The following is a 26,510-nucleotide window of genomic DNA, read 5'->3' as shown; positions in this document are numbered from 1 at the left end:
CCGGACTGGACGCCACCCAGCTGACCAGCCTGTCCGCCACCCAGATCCAGGCCTTAAGCAGCGCAGCGGTCGGCGCTTTGAACGAAACCCAGCTGGCCAGCCTGGATAGCGTATTTCTCCCGACCCTCTCGGCCACGGCCATCGCGGGCCTGACCACCACCCAGATGGCCGCCCTGACCGCCACCCAGCTGGCCAGCCTGGCCACCACTCAGATTTCCGCCCTGACCGCCGCCCAGATCGCCGCCCTGAACGCAACGCAGCTGGCGAGCCTCTCCGCCACCCAACTGGCCCGGTTGACGGCGGCGCAGGTCGGGGCGATTTCCAGCACGGCCGCCGACGGCCTGACCGCCGACCAACTGGCAACCCTGACCATCACCCAGATCCGGGGCTTGTCCGGCGCGGCGCTCAGCGAACTGAACCAGACCCAGATGGCCGCCCTCTCCGACACCCAGCTGGCCGCCCTGACCGCCACCCAGCTGCGCGGGCTGAACAGCACCGACGTGGCCGAACTGACCACCACCGAACTGGCCGCCCTCAATAAGATGCAGATCGCCGCCCTGACCGCCACCGCCGCGACCGGTCTTTCCGCTCCCCAACTGGCCGCGCTGACCAGGACCCAAATCCAGGCGTTGAACGCTGCCCAGACCGCAGCCCTCACCACCACCCAACTGGCCGTCCTGAGCACCGCCCAGATGGCGGCCCTGACCCCGGCCGCTTTGTCCGGCCTGACCGCCACGACCTTGGCCGGTCTGGCCGACACCCAGCTGGCCGCCCTGACCGCCACCCAGATCGCCGGCCTTGGCGTCGACGCGATAAACGGCTTGAGCCAAACACAGATCGCCGGCCTGACCACCGCCCAGGTTGCCGGTCTGACCGCCGCCCAACTCGCTGGCCTCAGCACCACGGCGACCCAGGCCCTGACCCCCACCCAACTGGCCGCCCTGAACAGCAGGCAGATCAAGCAACTTTCCGGCACTGCCGTCAGCACCCTCACCGCCACCCAGATGGCCGCCATGTCCGCCACCCAGATTTCCTCCCTGACCGCCACCCAGATCCAGGGACTGACCAGCACTGACGTCAGCGAACTGAACGCAACGGAATTGGCCGCCCTGACCTCGACCCAGATCGCCGCGCTGACCGCCACCGCCCTGGAGGGACTGACCGCCGCCCAGACGGCCCTGCTCACCACCACCCAGTTGCGTGGCCTGGGCAGCACCTCGGCCGGAAGCCTCACGACCACCCAGGTCATGGCCATGAACCCGACTCAGGTGGCCGCGCTCACCGCCACGAGCCTCCGTGGTCTGACCGCTGCCGTCCTGGCCAGCCTGTCCACGACCCAACTGGCCGCCATGTCCGCAGCCCAACTGGCCGCCCTGGGAACCACGGCCATCGCCGGTCTGACCGCCACCCAGGCGGCGAGCCTGACCGAAACCCAGTTGCACGGCCTGACGCCATCCCAACTCGGCGCACTGACCACTACGGCCGTCGCCGCCTTGGGAACGAGCCAGATTGCCGCCCTGACCACCACCCAGGTCAAGAGTCTGAGCAGCACCAACATAAGCGCCCTGACCGCAACCCAGATGGCCGCCCTGTCCACCGCCCAACTGGCCAGTCTCACCGCCAGCCAGATCCGGGGCATGTCCGGCACCGACATGGCGGAACTGACCACTACCGAACTGGCCGCCCTGACCGCGGCCCAGTTTGCCGCGCTGACCGCCACGGCCCTGACCGGGCTGACCGGGACGCAAATGGCCGCGCTGACCACCACCCAGGTCAAGGGCCTGTCCAGCTCGGTGGTGGCCGCCCTGTCCGAAACCCAGTTGTCCGTCTTGTCGGCCAGCCAGATCGCCGCCCTGACCCCGACCGCCCTGTCCGGCCTCACCGCCACCGAAGCCGGGCAGCTTACCGCCACCCAACTGGCCGTCCTGAATCAGACCCAGATGGCCGCCCTGTCCGCCACCTCCCTGTTCGGCCTGACCCAGACCCAGCTGGCCGGTCTGGCCACCACCCAGCTGGCCGCATTGACCGGCGCACAGGTCGGCGCACTCGGCTCCAGCCAGCTCGCCGCCTTACGCGAGACCCAGATTGCCGCCCTGTCAGCCACGGGCGTCGCCGGCCTGGACGGCGCGCAAATCGGGTCCTTGTCCCTGACCCAGCTGGCCGCGCTGGGAACCACCCAGATAGCCGCCCTGTCCACCTCGGCCATGGCCGGCTTGACCTCAAGCCAGATAGCGGGACTGGCCGCGACGCAGTTGGCTGCTCTGACCGTCAAGGGGCTCAACATGTTAAGCGACAGCCAGATTGCCGCGCTGTCCACCACCCAGATAGCCGCCCTGACCACCACCCAGGTCAAAGGCCTGACCCAGACCCAGATCGGCGATCTGTCCGCCACCCAGCTGGCCGCCCTGACCACCACCCAGCTGGCCGCCCTGTCCGGCACGGAAATCGCCGGTCTGACCTCGACCCAGTTGGCCGCCTTGCCGGCCAGCCAGATCGCCGCCTTGAGCACCAGCCAACTGGCCGCCCTGACCACGACGGCTCTCGCCGGACTGACCGCCACGACCCTGGCCGCCCTGTCCACCCGACAGATCGCCGCCCTGACCTCCGGCCAGATGGCCGCTCTGGGGACCACCCAGTTGGCCGCCCTGACCGCCACCCAGTGGTCGGCCATGACCGCCGCCCAGATCCAGGGCCTGACCGAAACCCAAATGGCCGCCTTGTCCGCCACCCAGATGGCCGGCCTGACCGCCACCCAAATAGCCGCCCTGACCGCCACGGCCATAACCGGCCTGACCGTCACCGCCATGGCGGCCCTCAGCACCACCCAGATGGCCGCCCTGACCGCGGCCGACATGGCCGTCCTGACCGCAACACAGCTCACCGCCCTGAGCACCAGCCAGCTTGCAGCCTTGACCACGACCCAGATGGCCGCTCTGAACACGACGGCCGTGGCCGGTCTGACCACCACCGAACTGGCCGCTCTGACCGGGGAACAATTCGCCGCCCTGACCTCCACCCAGATCGGAGCCTTGACTGAAACCCAGGTTGCGTCCCTGAGCACGACCCAGTTGGCGTCCTTAAGCATCAATCAGATCAGCGGAATGGGCGACACCCAGGTGGCAGCCCTGTCTCTGGGCCAATTGGCCGCCCTGTCGGCCACCCAGCTGGCCGCCCTGACCGTGGCCGGCGTGGACGGTTTTAGCAGCACCAAGATCGCGGCCCTGACCGCCACCCAGCTGGCGGCCCTGACCACCACCCAGATAAGCAGCTTAAACGACAACCAGATCGCGGCCATGAGCACGACCCAGCTCAACAGCCTGAACATGACCCAGCTGCGGGCCATCAGCGCCACCGGCATTGCCGCCCTGACCAGCACCCAGCTTGACAGCCTCTCGGCCACCCAGATTTCCTCCCTGACCGCCACCCAGGTCGGGGCACTGACCGCCACCGAAATGGCTTCGCTGTCCGCCACCCAGATGGCCGCCCTGTCCGCCACTCAAATGGCCGCCCTGTCCGCCACGGCCGTGGCCGGATTGACCGCCGCCGAACTGGCCGGACTGACCACCCGCCAGCTGGCGGCGCTCACCTCCACACAATTCGGCGCGCTGACCACCACCCAGATCGGCTCCCTGACCACTGACCAGATCGGCTCCCTGACCACCTCGGAAATCGCCGGTCTGACCGAAACGCAGGTCGCGACCCTGAGTCAGGACCAGTTGGCCGCCTTAAACGCCACCCAGACGGCGGCCCTGTCCTCCGCCGCAGTCGGAGGCCTGACCACCGCCCAACTGGCCGCGTTGTCCATGACCCAGCTGCGCCAGCTGACGCCCACCCAGCTCGGAGCCCTCTCGACCACCCAGATGGGCGTGCTTTCCACCAGCCAGATCGACGCCCTGACCCCGACCCAGATCCGGGGCCTCTCCGGCACGGAACTGGCCGCCCTGACCGAGACCCAGGTGGGTGCGCTCAATCAAACGCAGCTCGCCACCCTGACCGCCACCCAGCTCGGCGCGCTCACTGCCACCACCCTGGCAGCGTTTACCGCCACCCAGCTCGGCGTCCTGACCGTGACCCAGATGGCGGCACTGTCCACCTCGGCGGTGGCCGGACTGACCGCCACCGAACTGGCCGCCCTGACCACCAGACAACTGGCCGGACTGACTGCCTCCCAGATCGGGGCGATCCCTGCCGCCCAGCTCGGCGCCCTGACCACCACCCAGCTCGGCGTCCTGACCGCCACGGAAATCGGCGGCCTGACCGCAACCCAGATCGGCGCACTGAGCACCACCCAGCTCACGTCCCTCTCCACCACCCAGTTGGCCGCCCTGTCGGCCGACGCCGTGCCGGGACTGACGGAAAGCCAGCTTGGCGCCTTGTCCACGACCCAGTTCGCCAAGCTCACCGCCGCCGAACTCGGGGCGCTGACCACCACCCAGGTGGCCGGCCTCCCGGCCACGCGCCTGGCGGCCCTGTCCGCCACCCAGATGGCCGGACTGACCGCAACCCAGATCGGCAGCATGACCGCCACCCAGACCGCGGCCCTGTCCGCCACCCAGGTGGCCGGACTGACCACGACCCAGATGGGCGGCCTGACCGCTACCCAGGTGGCCGCGCTCTCCACCAGCCAACTGGCCGTCCTGACCCCGACCCAGATGGCCAAGCTTTCGACCACGGCCGTGACCGGACTGACCGCCACCGAATTCGCCGACCTGACCGCCAAGCAACTGGCCGGTCTGACCGCCACCCAGGTGGCCGCCCTGACGACCACCCAGATCAGCGGCCTGACGGCCCATGCCCTCGACGCCCTGACCCGCACCCAGATGGCCGGACTGACCGCCACCTCCGTGGCCACCCTCACTGCCGCCCAACTGGCCGCCTTGGCCACGACCCAGATTTCGGCCCTGTCGACGTCGGGCGTCTCGGGCCTGAGCGCCACCCAGATCACCAGCCTGACGACGACCCAGTTAAACGCCCTGACCGCCAGTGAAATGGCGGCCCTCTCCACCACGGCCCTGTCAGGGCTGACTGCCGGGACCATTGACGCCCTGACCACCACCCAGCTGGCCAGCCTGTCGGCCACCGGCATGGCGGCCCTGTCCACCACGGTCGTGGCCGGCCTGACCACCACCCAGCTGGCTGCCCTGACGACCACCGAACTCGGCGGCATGGCCTCCACCCAGGCCGCAGCGCTGTCCACCACCCAGCTCGTCAGCCTGACCGCCACCCAAATCAAGGGCTTGTCCACCACGGCCATAAGCGGCCTGACCGGAACCCAGATGGCCGCCCTGACCGCCACCCAGATGGCCAGCCTGACGGCGACCCAGATCGCGGCCCTGTCGCCCACGGCCATTGCCGGCCTGACAACCACCGAACTGGCGGCGCTCACCACCACCCAGTTTGCCAGCCTGTCGGCCACGGGCATTACCGGCCTGTCCGCCACCCAGCTGGCCAGCCTGACCACGGATCAGGTCAAGCTCCTGGGCGTCACGGCCATGAGCGGCCTGACCGCCGACCAGGTCGCGGGTCTGACCGCCACCCAGATCGAGACCCTGAGCGCCACCCAGATCGCTGCCCTGGGAACTGCCGGGATATCCGGACTGGCCGCCACCCAACTGGCCAAGATGAATCATACCCAGTTCGCCGCCCTGTCCTCGACCCAGATCGGCGCACTGACCACGACCGCCATCGCCGCCCTGTCCACCACCCAGATCGCGGACCTGACCACCACCCAGATCGATGGTCTGGGCCGGATGCAGATTCGCGCCCTGGAGACCACCCAGATTACCGCGCTGTCCACCACCCAGCTGGCGTCCCTGGACGCCACCCAGGTGTCGAGCCTGACCGGCACGGAACTGACGAGCCTGCTGCCCACCCAGTTGGCGGCGCTTAGCTCCACCCAGGTCGGGGCCATGACCGCCACCCAGCTTGGAACCATGGCCGAAACGCAAATCGCGGCCCTGTCGCCCAACCAGCTGGCCGGGCTGACCACCACCACCGTGGCCAAGCTGACCGCGACCACCATTGCCGCCCTGACCACCACCGAAATCGAGGCCTTAAGCGCCACCCAGATCGATGCGTTTACAACGACCCAGCTTGCCGGTATGACTCCACAACAACTGGCCGCCATCAAAAGCGCGCTGGCTTAGGGGACGGTCCCCGGATGGAGCATGTGGCACGAGCAACGCAACGGATACGTCGGAGCGGCCCTGAGACCGTATTCCGGCACAGACACGCAAGGACACAAGCAGCACCATGTCCAATGATGTTTTGTCTCCGGCCCTGATACAGTCCATGGTGGGGAGCTTAAGCGTCCCGGATCTCATTCGGACCACCGAGACCTTCAAGCAAAGCGGTCAGGCGGCTTCCGTCGAAGCAGCCTATGCGGCCTGGATCGGACACAACCCGGACGATCCGCTCCTCTATGCCGTGTTGTTTAATTATTCCGTGGTGCTTTCCGATGTCGGCAAGCTTGCCGAGGCCCAGCAGCGCCTGGAGCAGGCCATCGCCCTCAATGCCGATTTCATGCCGGCCTACATCAATCTCGGCCGCATCTACGAACGCCAGGGCAAGGTCGGACTGGCCATTATCCAATGGTCGGCGGCCCTGGCCCGGATGGCCGCCGTCAACGGCCCGGCCGTCACCCACAAGACCACGGCCCTCAATCAAAGCGCCCGAGCGCTCGAGGGTGTCAACCAGGACGACGCCGCCGAGAACATGCTGCGCGAGAGCCTGGAACTCGACGGCCGGCAACGCGAGGTCATCCAGCATCTGGTGGCCCTGCGCCAGCGCCAGTGCAAATGGCCGGTGACGCTTGCCTCCGAGCGCGTGGAGCGAAGCCTCCTGGTCGACGGCATGTCGCCCCTGTCTGCTGCCGCCTATACCGACGATCCCTTGTGGCAGCTGGCCCTGGCCGACCACTACAACAAGCTCGACGTCGGCATCCCGGCAGGGGCCATGACCGCCTGGCCAAAGGCCGTCCGGAACGGGGCAGCTCCCCTTCGCATCGGCTACCTCTCCTCGGACCTGCGCGAACACGCCGTGGGCTATCTCATGCACGAGGTTTTCGGCCTGCACGACCGCAGCCGGGTGGAGGTCTTTGCCTATTACTGCGGCATTGACGCCGCAGACCCGCTCCACCGGCATTTCCAGGCCACGGCCGACCATTTCGTGCCCATAAGCCAGCTCGACGACGCTGCCGCGGCCAAACGCATCGCCGATGACGGCATCCATATCCTGGTCGATTTAAACGGCTATACCCGCGACGCCAGGCTCAAACTCGTGGCCCTGCGCCCGGCCCCGATCATTGTCAACTGGCTTGGCTACCCCGGGACCATGGCCAGCCCCTACCACCACTACCTGATCGCCGACGACTGGATCATTCCCGCCTCCCACGAGGCCTATTATTCCGAAAAGATCCTGCGCCTGCCCTGCTACCAGCCAAGCAACCGCAACCGGACCGTGGCCCCGGACCGCCCCGGCCGGGCCGAGGCCGGGTTGCCCGAAGACGCCATGGTCTATTGTTGTTTTAACGGCGCGCACAAAATCCACCACGCCACCTTCGAGCGCTGGCTCGCCATCCTGGCCCGGGTTCCCGGCAGCGTGCTGTGGCTGCTGGGGAGCGGCGACGACGTCAACGCCCGTCTGCGGGCGCAGGCCCAAAGCCGGGGCATCGACCCCGAGCGGCTGGTCTTCGCCCCCAAAGCGGCCAACCCGGCCCATCTGGCCCGCTACGCCCTGGCCGACCTGTTCCTGGACACCACGCCCTATGGCGCGCACACCACCGCCTCCGACGCCCTGTGGACCGGGGTGCCGGTCCTGACCGTCAGCGGCCGGTCGTTCGCCTCCCGGGTCTGCGGCAGTCTGGTGCATGCCGCCGGCCTGCCGGAACTGGTCTGCGACACGGTGGACGCCTACGTGGAGCGGGCCGTGGCCCTGGGCAATGATCCCGCCGCCCTGGTCCCGCTGCGGCAGCGTCTGGCCGCCGCCCACGACAGCGCCGCGCTCTTTGACATGCCCGGTCTGGTGGCCGGCCTCGAAGGGCTGTACGAGACCATGTGGCAGGCCTTTGCCGCCAAGGCCCTGCCGCGCCCGGATCTGGCCAACCTCGACGTCTACCTGGAAGTCGGCAGCCAGTTCGACCACGAGGGCTCCGAGGTGCAGCGCATCGAGGACTACCAGGGCTGGTGGGCCGAACGTCTGGCCCGGCGCAACCAGCTGCGCCCCATCTCCCGCGACCGCCGGCTGGCCACAGACCCGGCCGTCTATTTCTAACGCCCGACCTCCCCGACAGCCCTTTTCCGCCCCTGACCGGACAGTCCGCCAGCCGCCGATGGAGACCCCCCTCCATCGGCGGCCGGCCTGCGGCCTTGCCCGCCTTCCTGCCCCAACGCGCCGTCCTGGCGGCCCGACACGCCCTCGTCCCGGTTTGATCATCAAACGGTAACGGCTTGCAGGGAGTATCCCGGACACTGCGTCGTGGCTGGTCCTGCCAAGCGGCCGCACCGGCCACACGCCGTACAACTTTCCCCCCGACCCAGCGGTCGACCCAAATTCCGGAGGAACATCCGCCATGCAACGCATCATTCTGGCCCTTGCCCTTGTCCTGGCCCTGGCCGCCCACGCCTTCGCGGCGGAAATCCTGGTCTACACCGCCCTGGAAGACGACCAGATCCCCCGCTACATCAAGAGCTTCAAGGAAAAACACCCGGACATCGACGTCAAATTTGTGCGCGATTCCACCGGCATCGTCACGGCCAAGCTCTTGGCCGAAAAGGACAATCCGCAAGCCGACGTCGTGTGGGGCCTGTCTGCCGTCAGCCTCATGCAGTTCAAGGCCGCCGGCCTGCTTGAGCCTTACACCCCGGCCGACGGCGGCAAGGTGCTGCCCTCGTTTAAAGACGCGGGCACGCCTCCGGTCTGGTACGGCATCGACGCCTGGATGACCGGCTTTTGCGTCAACACCGTGGAACTCGAAAACAAAAAACTGCCCATGCCGACGTCTTTCGCCGACCTCGTCAAGCCCGAATACAAAGGGCAGGTGACCATGCCCAACCCGGCCTCCTCGGGCACGGGCTTTCTCACGGTCTCGGCCATCCTGCAGCTGATGGGCGAAGAACAAGGCTGGGCCTATCTCGACCAGTTAAACGACAACATCTCAAGCTATACCCATTCCGGTTCCAAGCCCTGCAAACTGGCCGGCACCGGCGAGTCCACCATCGGCATCTCGTTCGGGTATCGGGGCATTCAGCAGAAGAAAAAGGGCGAGCCCATCGAGACGGTTTTCCCCAAGGAAGGCTCGGGCTGGGACCTGGAAGCCAACGCCCTGGTCAAAAAGGCGGCCATCAAGCCCGAGGCCAAGACCTTCCTCGACTGGGCCGTATCCCCCGAGGCCATACAGGAATATGCCCAAAGCTTCGCCGTTACCGGCTACCCCACCGGCACGCCCATTCCTGAGGGCTACCCGGCCGAGCCGACCAAACAAATGATCAAAAACGATTTCGACTGGGCGGCCAAAAACCGCGACGCCATCCTGGCCGAATGGACCAAACGCTACGACGGCAAGAGCGAACCCAAAAAATAAACGTAGCGGCAACCACTGCGGGCGGGATGCAGCTTCCCCGCAGTGGTTGCCCCAGGCCGGTCTGGCGGGCAGACATTTCCCCCGCCAGACCGGCCCGGGGCAACCGGATCACGGACGGCACACCATGGATCAGACACCGGACGCCGGCGGCAGTTATCTGGCCGCGCAACACGTGGTCAAACGCTACGGCCGCTTCACCGCCTTAAACGATGTGGGTTTTACAGCGGGCAAGGGCGAATTCATCAGCGTGCTTGGCCCCAGCGGCTGCGGCAAGACCACCCTGCTTCGGGTGGTGGCCGGCCTGGAACGCCAGGACGCCGGCCGCGTGGTCATCGCCGGCCGCGACGTTTCGGCCTTGCCGGTGTCGCGACGAAACGTGGGCATCGTCTTTCAGTCCTACGCCCTGTTTCCCAACCTGACCGCGGCCGACAACGTGGCCTACGGCCTGCGCAGCGGTCCCCAGGCCGGCGGCAACATCGCCCGCCGGGTCAACGAACTGCTCTCCCTGGTGGGCCTGACCGGGCTGCAGGGCAAATATCCGGCCCAGCTCTCGGGCGGCCAGCAGCAACGGGTGGCCCTGGCCCGGGCCATGGCCCTTTCCCCGGACATCCTGCTTTTGGACGAACCGCTCTCGGCCCTGGACGCCAAGGTGCGCGCCCGGCTGCGCAGCGAAATAAAGGGCCTGCAAACCCGCCTGGGGGTGACCGCCGTCATGGTCACCCACGACCAGGAGGAGGCCCTGACCATGGCCGACCGCATCCTGGTCATGGATCACGGCCAGGTGGTCCAGCAGGGCACGCCAAGGACCATCTACGACCGGCCGGCCACGCCCTTTGTGGCCGCCTTCATTGGCTCCATGAATTTCCTGCCCGGGGCGCAAAAACGCGGCCAGGGCGTCTACCAGCTGGGCCGACGCACGGTTGCCGTCTGGCGCGAACCCCAGCCGATCGAGACCGGCCAGACCGCCACCCTGGGCATCCGCCCCGAGGACGTGGTCCTTGGCCATGAAGAACTGCCGGCCGATGAACGCCTGCCGGCCCGGGTGTCGGGCCTGGAATTTCGCGGCGCGACCACCCGTGTGAGCCTGGCCCTGGCCGATCCCCGGCCCGAAACCGCCCTTGAGGCCGATCTGCCCGCGGCCAAGGCCCGGGAACTGGGCCTGGAAACCGGCCGTATCCTGCAAATCGTCCTGCCCCCCGACCGGGTCAGCGCCTATCTGGCGGCCTGACCGGACAGGACGGCAAACCGTTTCCCTCCCCGGCCCGGCTGCGGCAGGAAACGCCATCGGAACCGACATGACCCGCCACGCCGTCCTGAGCGTCCCGGACCAGTCCGACTGGCGGGAACCGTTTTTCTCCGAACGCCGGATCCGGACGCTCCTGCTCCTGGGGGTGGTGTTGTGGCTGGGACTGGCAGTGGTGCTGCCCCTTGGCCAACTCCTGGCCAAAAGCCTGTACGACGGCAACGACGCCTTTGTCGGACTGGCCAATTTCCGGGCCTATTTCGCCAACCCGGCCCTGTCCCGGTCCTTGGCCAACAGCCTTCGCGTGGCCCTGGCGACCACGGCCCTGGCCGTGCCCCTGGGCTTTGCCTTTGCCTACGGCCTGACCCGCACGGCCATGCCGGGCAAGGGATTTTTCCGGGGGCTGGCCATGGCCCCGCTTTTTGCCCCCACCCTCCTCTACGGCATCACGCTGATCTATCTGTTCGGGCGAAAAGGCCTTGTGACCACGGGCTTTTTCGGTTTTTTCAGCCGGGTCCTCGGCGTTGACGCCGGCTGCGACATCGGCCTGTACGGCCCGGTCGGCATCGTCATCTCCGAGACGATCTTCACCTTTCCCCAGGCCATGCTCATCCTGTCCATTGCCCTTCGCACCACCGACGCAAGGCTTTACGAGGCAGCCCGGTCCCTTGGGGCCTCGCCGGCCCGCATCTTTTTCACGGTGACCCTGCCCGGCGTCAAATACGGCCTGCTCTCGGCGGTTTTTGTCTGTTTCATTCTGTCGTTTACCGATTTCGGCGCGCCCAAGGTGGTGGGCGGGCCCTACAACGTGCTGGCCACCGACATCTACAAGCATGTGATTGGCCAGCAGAATTTCGCCATGGGAGCAACCGTCGGCGTGGTGCTGCTCTTCCCCACGCTCCTGGCCTTTTTCCTCGACCGGCTGGCCCAGCGCCGCCAGGCCTCGCTTATCGTGGCCCGGGCCGTGCCCCTGCCGCCGTGCCAAACGATCTGGGTCAACCGTCTGTATTTCGTTTTTTGCAGTTGTATTGCCTTCTTATTAATCACATTCCTGGCCACAGCCCTGTTTGCTTCCCTGGTTCGCGTCTGGCCCTATGACCTGTCCCTGTCGCTGCGCCACTTTCGCTTCGGCGACATGGGCGGCGGCGGCTACGCCGCCCTTGGCAACAGCATGGCCATGGCCGTTCTCTCGGCCGTCATCGGCACGGCCGCCACCTTCGGCTCGGCCTATCTCGTGGAAAAAACCCAGGGGGCCTCGGCCCTGCGCCAGACGGCCTATTTCCTGGCCATGGTCCCGCTGGCCCTGCCGGGCCTGGTCATCGGCCTGGCCTACATCTTTTTTTTCAACGCCCCGGGCTGGCGCCTGGCCGGCGTCGATCTGCCAAACCCGGTGCATTGGCTCTACGGCACCATGGGCATCCTGGTGCTTGCCAATGTCGTGCATTTTTATTCGGTGTGTTTTCTGACCGCCACCACAGCGCTCAAGCAGCTCGACAAGGAATTTGAAGCGGTCTCGGAGTCCATGGCCGTGCCCTTCTACAAGACCTTCTGGCGGGTCACTGTGCCGGTATGCCTGCCGGCCGTCCTGGAAATCGCCCAATTTCTCTTTGTCAACGCCATGGCCACGGTCTCGGCCGTGATCTTTCTCTACAGCGCCGACATCCCGTTGGCCTCGGTGGCCGTGGCCAACATGGACGACGCCGGCGACACCGCCCCGGCCGCAGCCATGTCGGTGTGCATCGTGGCGGTCAGCATTCTGGCCCGCCTGCTCTCAGGCGCACTCGCCGCCCGCCTGTCCCGGCGCAGCCAACGCTGGCTGGCCCCCTGACCTGTCCCCCCCCCGCCTCGTATCGCGCCGGTGCAATGCCCTCCTGCAACGACGCAGACACCATTCGAGAATGGTTTTTTTCATCGGACACGATACGAGTCGCAGACTCCCCTGTCGCAATGTGCCCCAATCCCCGGCCCGAACGCGGAAGCGATGCCGGCCGCAGGTTGACCCGCCTTTCCCCTGTCTGGCGAAGAGGCCGCTTTTGGCGTAGGGTTGCCGTCAAGAAAGCCAACCCGAACCACGAGGCCGATTATGCGCCACATCCTCTGTTGCCTGTTTGCCGCCGCTGTCCTGTGGGCCGCCGCTTGCCCGGCTCTGGCCGAAGAACTCGACTGCGTCACTACCGAATGGAAGCTCGTCGGAGCCAACCACAAAGTCTGCGTCAACGCCTTTGACGATCCCGACGTGCCCTGCATCACCTGCTACATGAGCCAGGCCCGCACCGGCGGCATCTCCGGCGCTGTCGGACTGGCCGAAGACCCCTCGGAATTCTCGCTCGACTGCCGCCAGACCTGCCCGATCACCCTGCCGGAAAAATTTCCCAAGAAAAAGAAAGTCTTTTCCGAAGGCACGTCCATCATGTTCAAAGACACCGAGGTCAACCGGCTCTACGACGCCAAGCGCAAGGCCATTGTCTATCTGGCCATCAGCCGGCGCATCGTCTCCGGTTCGCCCAAAAACTCCATCTCGACCGTCATCGTGCCTTAACCCCGCGCCTGATGACGCCGTTTGATTCCATAGCCGTCGGCGTGGTGCTGGTCGGCGACGACGGGGCCGTGGCCGAGGCCGACGCCGAAGCCAGACGGCTGCTCGGCCTCGACCTCTCCGGCGTCGTGTCCCCGCGCTGGAGCGAACTTGGCCTGTCCGCCTCGGTCCACGAGCCGCCGGCCGGTCACGGGGCCTTGGTCTCGCGCCAGGAGGACGACGGCAGCCTGCGCTGGTTTGTCCTGTCGCGCCGGCCCCTGCGGCTGGGGGGCGAGCCGGTCTACGTCTTTTCCGTCGCCGACGTCACCGCCCTGGTCGGCGACCTGGACAAGTACCGGGGGTTTTTCACCAACGCCGTGGAAGGCATCTTCCAGTCCACCCCGGGCGGCCGGTTTCTAGACGTCAACCCGGCCCTGGCCGCCATCCTCGGTTACGACGATCCCGCCGACATGATCGCCACCCTGTCGGACCTGCGTTCCGAACTCTATGTGGACCCGGCCGACCGGGACCGCTTCCTGGAACGGCTGTCCCGGGACGGCGTTGTCACCGGTCTGGAAACCCGGTTTTTCCGGAAGGACCGCTCGATCAAATGGATTTCCCAGGCCGCCCGGCTGGTGCGCGACGAGTCCGGGACGGTGCGCTACATCGAAGGCTTGAATATTGACATCACGGCCCGCAAACAGGCCGAGGAAGCCTACAACGACATCCTGGAACGCTACCGTTCCATCGTCACCGGCAGCATCGACGGCGTCATCCTGTGCGGCGCAGCCGGTGCTATTGTCACGGCCAACCCCGAATCCGAACGCATTTTCGGGCGCAGCGAAGCCGAACTGGCGGCCAGGGGCCTTGCCGGCATTATCGACGACGCCGAGGGCCGCCTCACCGCCGCCCTGGCCGAACTGGTTCAGACCGGACGGTTTCGCGGCGAACTGACCGGCCTTGGGGCCGCCGGCGAAACCGTGCCCCTGGAAGTCTCGGCCAGCGGCTTTCCCCACAAGGGCGGCCCGGACCATAGCGTGTGGATCGTGCGCAACATCGCCGACCGCAAACAGGCCGAAAGCGTGTTGCGGGAAAACGAAGAAAAATTTCGCCGCACCTTTGACCAGTCGCCCATCGGAGCCAGCATTCTGTCGCTGGACTACCGTTTCCTGCGCATAAACGACGCCCTGTGCCGCATCACCGGCTACGCCGCCACGGAATTGCAAGGCAAGTCCATGCTGGAGGTCACCCACCCCGAGGATGTGGCCGAGACCATCGACTGGGCCGAGCGGTTGCTGGCCGGGGAATTCGACCGCTACGAAATCGACAAGCGCTATGTCCGAAGCGACGGCGAAACGGTCTGGGTCCATCTGTCGGTCCGCCTCATCCGCGACGTGGCCGGCCGGCCCCTTTATTTCATGCCCATTGTCCAGGACATCACCGAGCGGGTCCGGGCCGAAAAAGCCATGCGGGAGCTTCTGGCCGAGAAGGAAAGCCTCCAGCTCAACCTCGAAGCCATCTTCCAGGCCATCCCCGACGCCATCGTGGTGGTGGACACCAAGATGCGGGTCATCAAGACCAACCGCCCCCTGACCGACGTGTGCTTTGTCGGCGACATCCTGACCGGCCCCGGCGGCCAGCAGGTGGTGTCCGGGGCCTGCCGCCGGGGTTGCTTTGCAGCCTTGCGCTCGACGCTGGCCACCCAGAAGCCGGTCATCGAATACCGGGTGGAGTGCCAGGGCCAAAACCCGGGACGGGTGGTGGTCATCAACTCCATGCCGCTGTCCGGCGAATCCGGAGCCTTTGTCGGGGCCGTGCTCATCATCCGCGACATCACCCGCCTGGCCGACCTGGAAAAGCGACTGACCGATCTGCACAGCCACCGGGGCATCATCGGCAAATCCAAGCCCATGCGCGACATCTACCCCATGCTCGACCAGCTGGGCGAGGTGGACACCACCGTGCTCGTGACCGGCGAATCCGGCACCGGCAAGGAACTGGTGGCCGAGGCCATCCACTTCGGCGGCCCCCGGGCCAAGAAACCCTTTATCCGGGTCAACTGCTCGGCCCTGTCCGACGAACTGCTCGGCAGCGAACTGTTCGGCCATGTCCGCGGAGCCTTTACCGGGGCCATCCGGGACAAGGTCGGCCGGTTCGAGGCGGCCCAGGGCGGCACCATTCTCTTGGATGAAATCGGCGACGTCTCGCCCCGGCTGCAACTCGGCCTCTTGCGCGTCCTTGAGACCAAGGAATTCGAGCGCGTGGGCGAGGCCAAGACGCGCAAGGCCGACGTCCGGGTCATCGCCGCCACCAACGTGGACCTGCCTGAGCGCATCCGGGCCGGGCTTTTCCGGACCGACCTGTACTACCGCCTCAAAGTGGTGCAGGTGCATCTGCCGCCGCTTCGGGATCGGGCCGAAGACATTCCGCTCCTTTCCGAGCATTTCCTGCGCCACTTTGCCGCCAACTTCGGCAAAACCATCACCCGGCTGTCCGAAGAGGTCATGGGCATCCTCATGGACTACCCCTGGCCGGGCAACGTGCGCGAACTCAAGTACGCCATGGAACATGCCTGCGTGCTGTGTCCGGAAGGGGAGGTGGGCATCGCGCATCTGCCCCGGGAACTGCTGTCTCCGGTCGTCCCGCAGCCCGCCGCGGCCACGGTCCGCCCCCCCTGGCGCGGGGGCCTCACGCGCGAGTCCATCGCCAGTGCCCTGCGCCAGACCCAGGGCAACCGGTCCCAGGCGGCCCGGCTGCTCGGCGTTGACCGGCGCACGCTGTACCGGAACATGGCCCGCCTGGGCGTGGACTGACCCGCCTCCGACGCTGCCGGCAGCGGGGCGCAAAGAGTGGGGCATATGTCCCATATACGCCCCACATGTGGCGTTTACGCCCCACTTCAATGCCACACCCCAAAATGTGTCCTCCACCCACACGCTCTGCAACGCGCTAAAATTACACGATTTAAACAAAGTGACCCGGACTTGCCAAGCTGGCATGTTCCTTGCCTATAATTGCGCAAAGATCTGGCGCGATTGCGCTAAATCGGAATACATTGGTGGGAGGCGAAACGGAGCAATGCGCTTCGTTTTCTGGCGCACACCTCACGGCCTTCCCGGCCAAACGCGGACGCACTGATCTTCGGTTGAGCGTCCGTCCAGGAGCGTCCACATGAGCGGCCACAAAGCGATCTACAAGTCCCTGTATTTCTGGGTCATTACCGGCATCGTCGTCGGCATCGTCCTCGGCCTCGTGCCGGCGACCAAAGGCTTTGCCGAGTCCATGCAGCCATTTGGCACGGCCTTTATCCGCATGGTCAAGATGATCATCGCGCCGATCATCTTCTGCACCGTGGTCACCGGCATCGCCAAGATGGGCGACATGGGCAAGGTCGGCCGGGTGGGCATCAAATGCATGCTCTACTTCTGGACCATGACGCTCTTCGCCCTGGCCATCGGTCTCGTGGTGGTCAACCTCTACCAGCCCGGCGCCGGCATGGACGACTATGCCGCCAAGATGCAGGCCAACCAGAAGGAAATTGCCAAGGTTGAAGATTACGCCGGCAAGGCCAAGAAGATGTCCACCGTGGACTTTCTCATGAATATCGTCCCCACCTCGGTGGTCGATGCCTTTGCCAAGGGTGAAATCCTTCAGGTCCTCTTCTTCTCCATCCTCTTTGGCGTCGGCCTGGCCAACCTCGGCGACAAGGCCAAGAACATCATCAAGATCATTGACGAATTTGGCAGAGGATTGTTCAAGGTCGTCCACTATATCATGTATTTCGCGCCACTTGGCGCGTTCGGGGCCATGGCCTACGTGGTCGCCTCCCAGGGACACGAAGCCCTCTTAAAGCTCCTCTACCTCATGCTCGGCGTCTACACGACCTGCATCATTTTCATCTTCGTGGTCCTGGCCGTGGTCTGCAAAATGGCCGGCTTCTCCCTGTGGCGCTATCTGTGCTACATCAAGGAAGAAATCCTCCTCGTCCTTGGCACCTCCTCCTCCGAGGCGGCGCTTCCCCGCATGATGGCCAAGCTGGAAAACGCCGGGGCCGACAAGTCCGTGGTCGGCCTGTGCCTGCCCATGGGCTATTCGTTCAACCTGGACGGCACCTGCATCTACCTGACCATGGCCGCCGTGTTCCTGGCCCAGGCCACCAACACGCCGCTGGATCTCAGCCACCAGCTCTACCTGCTCTTCATCCTGCTTTTGACTTCCAAGGGCGCGGCCGCCGTCACCGGCGGCGGGTTCATCACCCTGGCCGCCACGCTGCAGACCGTGGGCACCATTCCGGTGGCCTCGCTCACCCTGCTCCTTGGCGTTGACCGCTTCATGTCCGAAGCCCGGGCCATCACCAACCTGATCGGCAACGGCATCGCCACCATCGTCGTGGCCAAATGGGAAGACGCCCTGGACATGAACAAGCTCCAGGCCGTCCTGTCCGGCGCCGACGACGAGTACGCCGACGATCCCGAGGATATGCTCATCCTTGAGGAATCGGCCGAATCCGTCCCCACCAAATCGTAAGTACTCCGACGGAGGATACCAGATATGTCCGTTCCAACCACGGCAACTCACGAGGGACTGCCCATCGGCAAACTCTCGGCCTATCTCGACTGGGTCCAGATGCTGACCGGCGCGACGCTCATCCTGTTCATGTGGAGCCACCTGATCCTGGTCTCCAGCATCCTGCTCGGTCCCGGCGTCATGAACGGTCTGGCCTGGTTTTTTGAGGCCACCTACATGGCGCAAGTCGGCGGGCCGCTCATTTTCCTGTGCTTCCTGGTCCACTTCGTCCTGGCCGCCCGCAAGATTCCCTTTAATACCAAACAACAGCGGGTGATGCTCGCCAATGCCCAGCGCATGCGCCATCCCGACACCTGGCTGTGGATCGTCCAGGCCGTAACCGCCATGGGCATCCTCATCATGGGCGCCATCCATCTCTGGGTGATCCTGACCAACCTGCCCATTACCGCCGAAAAGTCCGCCGCCCGCATCCAGACCGGGTTCTGGTTCGTCTTCTACCTGTTCCTGCTCCCCATGGTCGAACTCCACGTCGGCATCGGCTTCTACCGCATCCTGGTCAAATGGGGCTTCGTCGACCGGCCGGGCCGCTGGACCATCAAAAAGAAGGAAAATCTGCTGACCGCCATTTTCATTGGCATCGGCCTGTTGTCCCTGCTGCGTTACTACTTCCTGCCGCTCAAATAAGGGTGCTGCCATGAAAATCATACAGACCGATTTGCTGTGCATCGGCGCAGGGTTGGCCGGCGAGCGCGTGGCCATCGAGGCTGCCGATAATGGATTCTCCGTCATCTGCCTGTCCATCGTCCCGGCCAGGCGTTCCCACTCCTCGGCCGCCCAGGGCGGCATGCAGGCCGCGCTTGGCAACTCGGCCATGGGCGAGGGCGATTCCCCCGACGTCCACTTTGCCGATACGGTCAAAGGTTCCGACTGGGGCTGCGACCAGGAAGTGGCCCGGCTGTTCGTCGATGCCGCCCCCATCGCCATGCGCCAGATGGCCTTCTGGGGCGTGCCCTGGAACCGCGTCGTGCCCGGCGAACAGACCTATTATAAAGGCGGCAAGCCCTTTACCGCCTTTGAAAAGCCTGAAAACGAGGGGCTCATTCACTCGCGCAACTTCGGCGGCACGGCCAAGTGGCGCACCTGCTACACCTCCGACGGCACCGGCCACTGCGTCCTTTATACCTTGGACAACCGCGCTGCCCAGATGGGCGTCAACGTCGTCGACAAGGTCGAGGCCATTGCCCTTATTCACGACGGCGACACCTGCATGGGAGCCATCGCCCGCTGCCTCAAAACCGGCGAACTGACCGCCTATCTGGCCCGGGCCACCCTGGTCGCCACCGGCGGCTTCGGCCGCATCTACCGCGAGTCCACCAACGCCGTCATCTGCGACGGCGGCGGCCTGATTGCCGCCCTGGACACCGGCGTGGTGTCCCTTGGCAACATGGAAGCCGTGCAGTTTCACCCCACCGGCATCGTGCCCACCGACATCCTGGTCACCGAAGGCTGTCGCGGCGACGGCGGCACGCTCCTGGATAAAAACGAATACCGCTTCATGCCGGATTACGAGCCGGACAAGGCCGAACTGGCCTCCCGCGACGTCGTTTCCCGCCGCATGACCGAACATATGCGCAAAGGGCTTGGCGTCCCGTCTCCTTACGGCGACCACCTGTGGCTGGACATCCGGCACTTAGGCGAACACCACATCCGCACCAAGCTGCGCGAGGTCGACGAGATCTGCCAGTCGTTCCTTGGCGTCGATCCGGTCCACCAGCTCATCCCGGTGCGCCCGACCCAGCACTATTCCATGGGCGGCGTGCGCACCAACAAGGACGGCGCGGCCTACGGGCTCAAAGGCCTGTTCTCCGCCGGCGAATCCGCCTGCTGGGACATGCACGGCTTTAACCGCTTAGGCGGCAACTCCCTGGCCGAGACGGTCGTCGCCGGCATGATCATCGGCGGCAAGATCGTCGAGTTCCTCAAGGGCACCGAGACGACCTTCTCCACGGCTGCCGTGCGCGACGCCATGAACAAACAGACCTCGCGCATCGCCGATCTCGTGGCCTGCAAACACGGCAGCGAAAACCCCTACACCGTGCGCAACGCCATGTTCGACTCCATCATGAAAGGAGCCGGCATCTTTAGAAACGGCCAGGACCTGGAAAAATGCGTTGGCGAACTCCAGGAGATCCTTGGCCGCGCCCGCAAGGTCGGCCTTCGCAGTAACGGCAAGGGAGCCAATCCCGAGCTGACCATGGCGCTTAAAATCGAAGGCATGGTCAAACTGGCGCTTTGCGTGGCCTACGGCGCGCTCAAGCGCACCGAATCGCGCGGCGCACACACCCGCGAGGATTTCCCCGAGCGCAACGACCGCGACTGGCTGACCCGCACCCTGGCCACCTGGGCCGACGGCGCGGACCTGCCCACGCTCAACTACGAGCCGGCCACCCACACCTTCGAGATGCCCCCCGGAGACCGCGGCTACGGCGGCGGCAAGATTATCCCCATGAATGGGTAAACGAGAAGACGGGGAAAAGAATGCCTCCGGCGGCCGGGGGGGATCATCCCCCCCGGACCCCCCGCAAGGGGGTTAGGGGCGAAGTGGCGCGACTGTGAGCTTGTGAGCGAAAAGGAGAAGAAAATGGGCAGAACGCTGACTTTCAATATATTCCGGTACAATCCGTCCGATCCGGCCTCCACGCCGCATATGGACAAATTCACCCTGGACGAAACCGAGCGCATGACCCTTTTTATTGCGCTCAATCGCATCCGGGAAGAACTCGACCCCACGCTCATGTTCGATTTCTGCTGCCGGGCCGGCATCTGCGGAGCCTGCGCCATGGTCATTAACGGCCGGCCGGGTCTGGCCTGCCACACCAAGACCAAGGAAATGCCGGACGAAATCACCCTCATGCCGCTGCCGGTCTTCAAGCTCGTCGGCGACCTGTCCGTCGATACCGGCGTCTGGTTTCGCACCATGTACCAGAAGATCGAATCCTGGGTGCACACCGACAAGAAGTTCGACCCGACAGCCCAGGAAGAGCGCATGGACAACGGTCTGGCCGAGCAGATCTACGAGCTGGACCGCTGCATCGAATGCGGCTGCTGCGTGGCCGCCTGCGGCACGGCCCTTATGCGCGAGGACTTCCTCGGCGCCGTGGCCCTCAATCGTCTGGCCCGGTTCATCCTCGACCCCCGCGATCAGCGCACCGAAAAAGAGTACTTTGACGTTGTCGGCACTGACGAAGGCATCTTCGGCTGCATGGGCCTTTTAGCCTGTGAAGACGTCTGCCCCAAAGAGATTCCGCTCCAGGAACAGCTCGGCAAACTGCGCCGCAAGATGGCCCTGGCGGCCGTTAAAAACATCCTGCCCAAGTTCCTCAAAAAGGACTTCTAGCATGAAGACAGTGCAAGCCAAGGATATCCGCGAAGCCGTGGCCGCCATGTGCATCGCGGCCAACCAGGAACTTCCCGCCGACGTGCGCGCCGCCTTCGAGGCCGCCCACGCCGCCGAGGACGCCCCGGCCGCCAAGGAAATCTTCCGGCAGCTGCTGGAAAATGCCGATCTGGCCCGGGACACCGGACTCCCCCTGTGCCAGGACTGCGGCCTGGGCGTCTTTTTCGTCGAGGTCGGCGAAGACGTGCGCGTGGAGGGTTCGACCCTGCGCGAAGCCATAAACGACGGCATGGTCGACGGCTACAAGGACGGGTATCTCCGCAAATCCTCCTGCGATCCGTTTACCCGCAAAAATACCGGCGACAACTCCCCGGCCATTATCCACTTCGATATCGTGCCCGGCGACAAACTCAAAATCCTCATGATGGCCAAGGGCGGCGGTTCGGAAAACATGTCCCGGGTCACCATGCTCTCCCCGGCCCAGGGCTGGAAGGGCATCAAGGAATTCGTCGTCAACCGCGTGGCCGAGGCCGGTCCCAACCCCTGCCCGCCGACCATCGTCGGCATCGGCATCGGCGGCAACTTCGAGCTGGCCGCCGTCAATTCCAAAAAGGCGCTGATGCGCGAACTGGACGACCGGCACAGCGATCCCGAAATCGCCAAGCTCGAAGACGAACTGATGGCCGCCATCAACGCCCTGGGCATCGGCCCCATGGGCCTTGGCGGCAAGACCACCAGTCTGGCCGTGAAAATCATCGTCGCGCCGTGCCATCTGGCCAGCCTGCCCCTGGCCGTCAATATCCAATGCCACAGCGCCCGCCACAAGGAGGTCATCTTCTAATGGCCGAGTACCATCTGACGACGCCCCTGACCGACGCCGACGTCGAGCCGCTCGTGTCCGGCGACGTGGTCTACATCACCGGCACCATCTACACCGCCCGCGATGCCGCCCACAAACGGCTTGTTGAGACCTTGGACGCAGGAAAAGCCCTCCCCTTTGACCTCAAAGGCGCGCTGATCTACTATGTCGGGCCTTCTCCCGCACCTCCGGGACGCCCCATCGGTTCGGCCGGCCCGACCACCAGCTACCGCATGGACACCTTTGCCCCGCGGCTGCATTCCCTGGGACTCAAGGGAACCATCGGCAAGGGCAAGCGCAGCGATGAGGTCAAGGCGGCCCTGGCCGAACATAAGGCCGTGTACCTGGGGGCCACCGGTGGAGCAGGCGCGCTTCTCTCCCAGCGCATTACCGCCGCCAAGGTCATCGCCTACGAAGAACTTGGTCCGGAGGCTATTCGGGAGCTGACGGTCAAGGACTTCCCGCTCCTGGTGATCAATGATTGCCACGGCGGGGAGCTGTACGTGAAACCAAACCTCGGCTAAGTCGCGCCAGGCTGGCGCGTAGTGGAGCATCGATGCCAAGCCGAATCCTGCGCAAGCGAAAGCTCATTCCGGGCGCGACCAGCGAACTGGTCATCGAGGCCCCGCATATTGCGGCCAAGGCCAAGCCCGGCAACTTCGTGATCCTACGGGTCTGGGAAGACGGGGAACGCATCCCCCTGACGATTGCCGACGCCGACCCCGACGCCGGGACCATCACCCTGGTCTATCTGGTCATGGGCAAGACAACCGCCCATCTGGAGACCCTGGATGCCGGAGACGACATCCTGGACCTGTGCGGCCCGCTCGGCAAAGCGACCGAAATCCACAAGGTGGACGGACCGGTCATCTGCGTCGGCGGCGGCACCGGGATCGCGGCCATGCACCACATCGCCAAAGGCCATCATCTGGCCGGCAACCATGTGGTGACCATCATCGGCGCGCGCTGCGAGGATTTGCTGCTGTTTCGCGACGAACTATGCTCCTTTTGCCCCGAGGTCCTCATTGCCACCAACGACGGCAGCTGCGGCCGGGAAGGCCTGGTCACGGACCTGCTCGTCGAACGCCTGACAAACGACAAGACCGTGGCCGAAGTGGTGGCCATCGGTCCGGTCCCCATGATGCGGGCCGTGGCCGAGGCCACCAAACCGTTTGGCGTCAAAACCACGGTCAGCCTCAATTCCATCATGGTCGACGGCATCGGCATGTGCGGCGCGTGTCGCGTCAGTGTGGGCGGCGAAACCCGGTTTGCCTGCGTGGACGGTCCGGAATTCGACGGCCATGCCGTGGATTTCACCGAACTGGCCGCCCGGCTGACGGCTTTCAAGGATCAGGAACGTCTTTCCTACGAGGAGTTTAAGAGCCATGGCTGCAAATGCTCCAAGTAAGAAAGCAAAGATCCCCCGCACCGCCATGCCCGAGCAGGACCCCAAGGTCCGGGCGCGCAATTTCCAGGAAGTGGCTCTCGGCTACACCCCGGAAATGGCCCGTATCGAAGCCGGGCGCTGCCTGCAATGTAAAAAGCCGGCCTGCCGCAAGGGCTGCCCGGTCGAAGTCGATATCCCCGGGTTTATCAAGCAGATCGTGGAGCATGATCTCGACGAAGCCTATGCCGTGCTGCGCCAGACCAACTCCCTGCCGGCCGTGTGCGGCCGGGTCTGTCCCCAGGAAAACCAATGTGAAGGGGCCTGCATCCTCGGCAAGAAAGGCGAGCCCGTGGCCATCGGCCGGCTGGAACGCTTCGCCGCCGACGCCTATCTGGCCAAGGACGCCTGCGAAACCGTCACCGGCGGCCCGGCTTGTTCCATGGCCCGCGACGACCTCAAGGTGGCCTGCATCGGTTCGGGTCCCTCTAGCCTGACCTGCGCCGGCTATCTGGCCGCCCGGGGCATCCCGGTGACGGTCTTTGAGGCCCTGCACGAGGTCGGCGGGGTGCTCGTCTACGGTATCCCGGAATTCCGCCTGCCCAAAGGGGTGGTGCGCCAGGAAATCGACGCCATGAAGGCCCTGGGAGTGGAATTTCGCCCCAACTGGGTCGGCGGCAAGACCATCACCGTGCCCGAGCTGCTTGAATCGGGCTACAATGCCGTCTTTATCGGCGTCGGAGCCGGGCTGCCGCGCTTTTTGGGCGTTCCCGGCGAAAACCTGATCGGCGTGTTCTCGGCCAACGAGTACTTGACCCGGGTCAACCTGGGCCGGGCCTACAAGTTCCCGGCCACCGACACCCCGACCTTCCCGGCCAAGCATGTCGTGGTCTTCGGCGGCGGCAACGTGGCCATGGACGCCGCCCGCACCGCCATGCGCCTGGGGGCGGAAAAAGTCTCCCTGGCCTATCGCCGCACCGAGTATGAGATGCCGTGTCGCCGGGAAGAACTCCACCATGCCAAGGAAGAGGGGCTGGACATCCTGTGCCTCAATGCCCCGGTGGAGTTTATCGGCAACGAAGCCGGCCGGCTCACCCGGATCGTCCTGCAACGCATGGAACTTGGCGAACCCGATGCCTCCGGCCGCTGTTCGCCGGTGGCCTGCCAGGGCGACACCTGCTCCATCGAGGCCGACATGGCCATCGTGGCCGTGGGCACCGGAGCCAATCCGCTCATCAGCCAGTCCACGCCGGGTCTGGAAACCTACCGCCGGGGCTATATCGTGGCCGATCCGGCCACCGGCGAAACCTCGATTCCCAACGTCTTTGCCGGCGGCGACATCGTCACCGGCGCAGCCACCGTCATCTCGGCCATGGGCGCGGGACGACGGGCGGCCAAGGCTATTGCCGACCGTCTGCTCGGCCCGACCGAGGCCGGGCACCCCCCGGAAGAAACGGCGGGACAATCCGTCGACGCATAAGCGTATAACCAACCAAGCGAGGTATCCACATGGCGCTTTTCACCAAGGAAGAGGCTCTGAACTATCATTCGACGTGGCGCACGGGCAAACTTGAAGTCGTGCCGATCAAGCCCTGTCGCAACCAGAAAGATCTGTCCTTGGCCTATTCCCCGGGCGTGGCCCACGCCTGTCTGGCCATCGCCGCCGATCCCGAACTTGGCTGGAAGTACACCAACCGCAGAAACCTCGTGGCCGTCGTCTCCAACGGCACGGCCGTCCTGGGCCTTGGCAACATCGGGGCCCTGGCCGGCAAGCCGGTCATGGAAGGCAAGGGCGTGCTCTTCAAGATCTTCGCCGACATCGACGTCTACGACATCAACTTAAATACCAAGGACCCCGAGAAGATCATCGAGACGGTGAAACTCCTCGAACCCACCTTTGGGGCCATCAACCTTGAAGACATCAAGGCCCCGGAGTGCTTCGAGATCGAACAGCGCCTAATCGAAATGATGGACATCCCGGTCTTCCACGACGACCAGCACGGCACGGCCATCATCTCCGGCGCGGGCATCATCAACGCCGTGGAGATCGCCGGCAAAAAGATCGAAGATCTCAAGATCGTGGTGTCGGGCGCTGGCGCGGCCGCCATTGCCTGTTCCCGGTTCTACGTGACCCTTGGCGTCGACCCGGCCAACATCGCCATGTTCGACTCCAAAGGTCACATCCACGCCGGCCGCACCGACCTGCATCCCACCAAGGCCCAGTTCGCCCAGAAAAAGGCCTACGCCAACATGGCCGAAGCCTTCAAGGGCGCCGACGTCTTCCTGGGCCTGTCCACCAAGGGTCTGGTCACCAAGGACATGGTCAAGAGCATGGGCAAAAACCCCATCATCTTCGCCATGGCCAACCCCGATCCCGAGATTCCCTACCACGACGCCAAGGAAGCCCGCCCCGACGCCATTATGGGCACCGGCCGCTCGGACTTCCCCAACCAGGTCAACAACGTCTCCGGCTTCCCCTTCATCTTCCGCGGCGCGCTTGACGTCGGTTCCAAGCGCATCAACGAGCAGATGAAGATGGCCGCCGCCCGGTCCCTGGCCGCCCTGGCCAAGGAGCCGGTGCCGGTCGAGGTCATGGACATGTACGGCGAAAAGGACGTGAAGTTCGGCATCGACTACGTCATCCCCAAGGCGCTGGACTTCCGTATGCTCGAATGGGAAGCCCCGGCCGTGGCCAAGGCGGCCATGGACACCGGCGTCGCCACCATCACCCTCGACCTCGAACAGTACAAAAAAGACCTGCGCGTGCGCATTGACGCCTCCCACAAGCGCATCAAGGAATACGTGGCCTCCTACGAATACGACTTCTAGTCTCTGCTTCGCCGACCAACGGCAAACGCCCGGGACGATGCGTCGTCCCGGGCGTTTTTATATTGCAAAGACAGAAGATGCCTCCGGCGGCCGGGGGGATGATCCCCCCGGACCCCTGCAATGGGAGAAGTTTGTTAAGGGTTCTTGGCGCGGGCTGAGAATCCGGTCGGTTGCGG

16 protein-coding genes are annotated in these 26,510 nt (G+C 65.1%); all 16 read left to right on the top strand.

Annotation, left to right across the window (positions count from 1 at the left end; genetic code table 11):
* Positions 1-6,146, top strand: a 6,146-nt coding sequence (locus NY78_RS25325; protein WP_043639749.1) for a beta strand repeat-containing protein, incomplete at its 5' end; no start/stop codon positions are given.
* 106 nt (positions 6,147-6,252) lie between these two features.
* Positions 6,253-8,271 (top strand): O-linked N-acetylglucosamine transferase, SPINDLY family protein, encoded by a 2,019-nt coding sequence (locus NY78_RS19200; RefSeq protein ID WP_043639745.1) that lies wholly within the window; start codon positions 6,253-6,255, stop codon positions 8,269-8,271.
* A 298-nt stretch (positions 8,272-8,569) separates the two neighbouring features.
* Positions 8,570-9,580: a putative 2-aminoethylphosphonate ABC transporter substrate-binding protein gene (locus NY78_RS19195; RefSeq protein ID WP_043639742.1), complete on the top strand. Its 1,011-nt coding sequence runs from the start codon at positions 8,570-8,572 to the stop codon at positions 9,578-9,580.
* 124 nt (positions 9,581-9,704) lie between these two features.
* The gene (locus NY78_RS19190; RefSeq protein WP_043639739.1) at positions 9,705-10,808 is read left to right on the top strand and encodes a putative 2-aminoethylphosphonate ABC transporter ATP-binding protein; all 1,104 of its coding nucleotides are present in this window, start codon (positions 9,705-9,707) and stop codon (positions 10,806-10,808) included.
* Between the two features lie 67 nt (positions 10,809-10,875).
* A complete protein-coding gene (locus NY78_RS19185; protein WP_082140105.1) occupies positions 10,876-12,651 on the top strand; it encodes a putative 2-aminoethylphosphonate ABC transporter permease subunit in 1,776 nt (591 codons plus the stop codon).
* 255 nt (positions 12,652-12,906) lie between these two features.
* Positions 12,907-13,362, top strand: coding sequence for a CreA family protein (locus NY78_RS19180; RefSeq protein WP_043639736.1), 456 nt, complete (start codon positions 12,907-12,909; stop codon positions 13,360-13,362).
* 11 nt (positions 13,363-13,373) lie between these two features.
* Complete coding sequence (locus NY78_RS19175) at positions 13,374-16,151, top strand: PAS domain S-box protein (protein ID WP_043639734.1); 2,778 nt, start codon at positions 13,374-13,376, stop codon at positions 16,149-16,151.
* Positions 16,152-16,509: 358 nt separating this feature from the next.
* Entirely contained in the window at positions 16,510-17,865 is a 1,356-nt protein-coding gene (gene dctA, locus NY78_RS19170) for a C4-dicarboxylate transporter DctA (RefSeq protein ID WP_043639730.1), read from the top strand.
* 24 nt (positions 17,866-17,889) lie between these two features.
* Positions 17,890-18,549: a fumarate reductase gene (locus NY78_RS19165; protein WP_043639727.1), complete on the top strand. Its 660-nt coding sequence runs from the start codon at positions 17,890-17,892 to the stop codon at positions 18,547-18,549.
* A gap of 10 nt (positions 18,550-18,559) precedes the next feature.
* Complete coding sequence (locus NY78_RS19160) at positions 18,560-20,383, top strand: fumarate reductase flavoprotein subunit (protein ID WP_043639724.1); 1,824 nt, start codon at positions 18,560-18,562, stop codon at positions 20,381-20,383.
* Positions 20,384-20,506: 123 nt separating this feature from the next.
* Complete coding sequence (locus tag NY78_RS19155) at positions 20,507-21,262, top strand: fumarate reductase iron-sulfur subunit (RefSeq protein ID WP_043639721.1); 756 nt, start codon at positions 20,507-20,509, stop codon at positions 21,260-21,262.
* A gap of 1 nt (position 21,263) precedes the next feature.
* A complete protein-coding gene (locus NY78_RS19150) occupies positions 21,264-22,103 on the top strand; it encodes a fumarate hydratase (protein ID WP_043639719.1) in 840 nt (279 codons plus the stop codon).
* Complete coding sequence (locus NY78_RS19145; protein ID WP_043639716.1) at positions 22,103-22,645, top strand: Fe-S-containing hydro-lyase; 543 nt, start codon at positions 22,103-22,105, stop codon at positions 22,643-22,645. The genes NY78_RS19150 and NY78_RS19145 overlap by 1 nt, the downstream gene beginning before the upstream one ends.
* Before the next feature lie 32 nt (positions 22,646-22,677).
* The gene (locus tag NY78_RS19140) at positions 22,678-23,529 is read left to right on the top strand and encodes a sulfide/dihydroorotate dehydrogenase-like FAD/NAD-binding protein (protein ID WP_043639713.1); all 852 of its coding nucleotides are present in this window, start codon (positions 22,678-22,680) and stop codon (positions 23,527-23,529) included.
* Positions 23,507-24,985, top strand: coding sequence for an NADPH-dependent glutamate synthase (gltA, locus tag NY78_RS19135; RefSeq protein ID WP_043639710.1), 1,479 nt, complete (start codon positions 23,507-23,509; stop codon positions 24,983-24,985). Before NY78_RS19140 ends, gltA begins: the two co-directional genes overlap by 23 nt.
* 29 nt (positions 24,986-25,014) lie before the next feature.
* Positions 25,015-26,334, top strand: coding sequence for a malic enzyme-like NAD(P)-binding protein (locus tag NY78_RS19130; RefSeq protein WP_043639707.1), 1,320 nt, complete (start codon positions 25,015-25,017; stop codon positions 26,332-26,334).
* The last annotated feature ends 176 nt before the right edge of the window (positions 26,335-26,510 follow it).

The organism is Desulfovibrio sp. TomC (assembly GCF_000801335.2).
Lineage (GTDB): Bacteria > Desulfobacterota > Desulfovibrionia > Desulfovibrionales > Desulfovibrionaceae > Solidesulfovibrio.
Note: the sequence above shows the minus strand (reverse complement) of the source record. Positions and strands in the feature narration are given on the sequence as shown.

What these genes read in the sequence shown, in the direction of transcription:
- NY78_RS19200 (WP_043639745.1), top strand. Translation starts at nt 6,253, where the DNA reads ATGTCCAATGATGTTTTGTCTCCGGCCCTGATACAGTCCATGGTGGGG.
- NY78_RS19195 (WP_043639742.1), top strand. Translation starts at nt 8,570, where the DNA reads ATGCAACGCATCATTCTGGCCCTTGCCCTTGTCCTGGCCCTGGCCGCC.
- NY78_RS19190 (WP_043639739.1), top strand. Translation starts at nt 9,705, where the DNA reads ATGGATCAGACACCGGACGCCGGCGGCAGTTATCTGGCCGCGCAACAC.
- NY78_RS19185 (WP_082140105.1), top strand. Translation starts at nt 10,876, where the DNA reads ATGACCCGCCACGCCGTCCTGAGCGTCCCGGACCAGTCCGACTGGCGG.
- NY78_RS19180 (WP_043639736.1), top strand. Translation starts at nt 12,907, where the DNA reads ATGCGCCACATCCTCTGTTGCCTGTTTGCCGCCGCTGTCCTGTGGGCC.
- NY78_RS19175 (WP_043639734.1), top strand. Translation starts at nt 13,374, where the DNA reads ATGACGCCGTTTGATTCCATAGCCGTCGGCGTGGTGCTGGTCGGCGAC.
- dctA (WP_043639730.1), top strand. Translation starts at nt 16,510, where the DNA reads ATGAGCGGCCACAAAGCGATCTACAAGTCCCTGTATTTCTGGGTCATT.
- NY78_RS19165 (WP_043639727.1), top strand. Translation starts at nt 17,890, where the DNA reads ATGTCCGTTCCAACCACGGCAACTCACGAGGGACTGCCCATCGGCAAA.
- NY78_RS19160 (WP_043639724.1), top strand. Translation starts at nt 18,560, where the DNA reads ATGAAAATCATACAGACCGATTTGCTGTGCATCGGCGCAGGGTTGGCC.
- NY78_RS19155 (WP_043639721.1), top strand. Translation starts at nt 20,507, where the DNA reads ATGGGCAGAACGCTGACTTTCAATATATTCCGGTACAATCCGTCCGAT.
- NY78_RS19150 (WP_043639719.1), top strand. Translation starts at nt 21,264, where the DNA reads ATGAAGACAGTGCAAGCCAAGGATATCCGCGAAGCCGTGGCCGCCATG.
- NY78_RS19145 (WP_043639716.1), top strand. Translation starts at nt 22,103, where the DNA reads ATGGCCGAGTACCATCTGACGACGCCCCTGACCGACGCCGACGTCGAG.
- NY78_RS19140 (WP_043639713.1), top strand. Translation starts at nt 22,678, where the DNA reads ATGCCAAGCCGAATCCTGCGCAAGCGAAAGCTCATTCCGGGCGCGACC.
- gltA (WP_043639710.1), top strand. Translation starts at nt 23,507, where the DNA reads ATGGCTGCAAATGCTCCAAGTAAGAAAGCAAAGATCCCCCGCACCGCC.
- NY78_RS19130 (WP_043639707.1), top strand. Translation starts at nt 25,015, where the DNA reads ATGGCGCTTTTCACCAAGGAAGAGGCTCTGAACTATCATTCGACGTGG.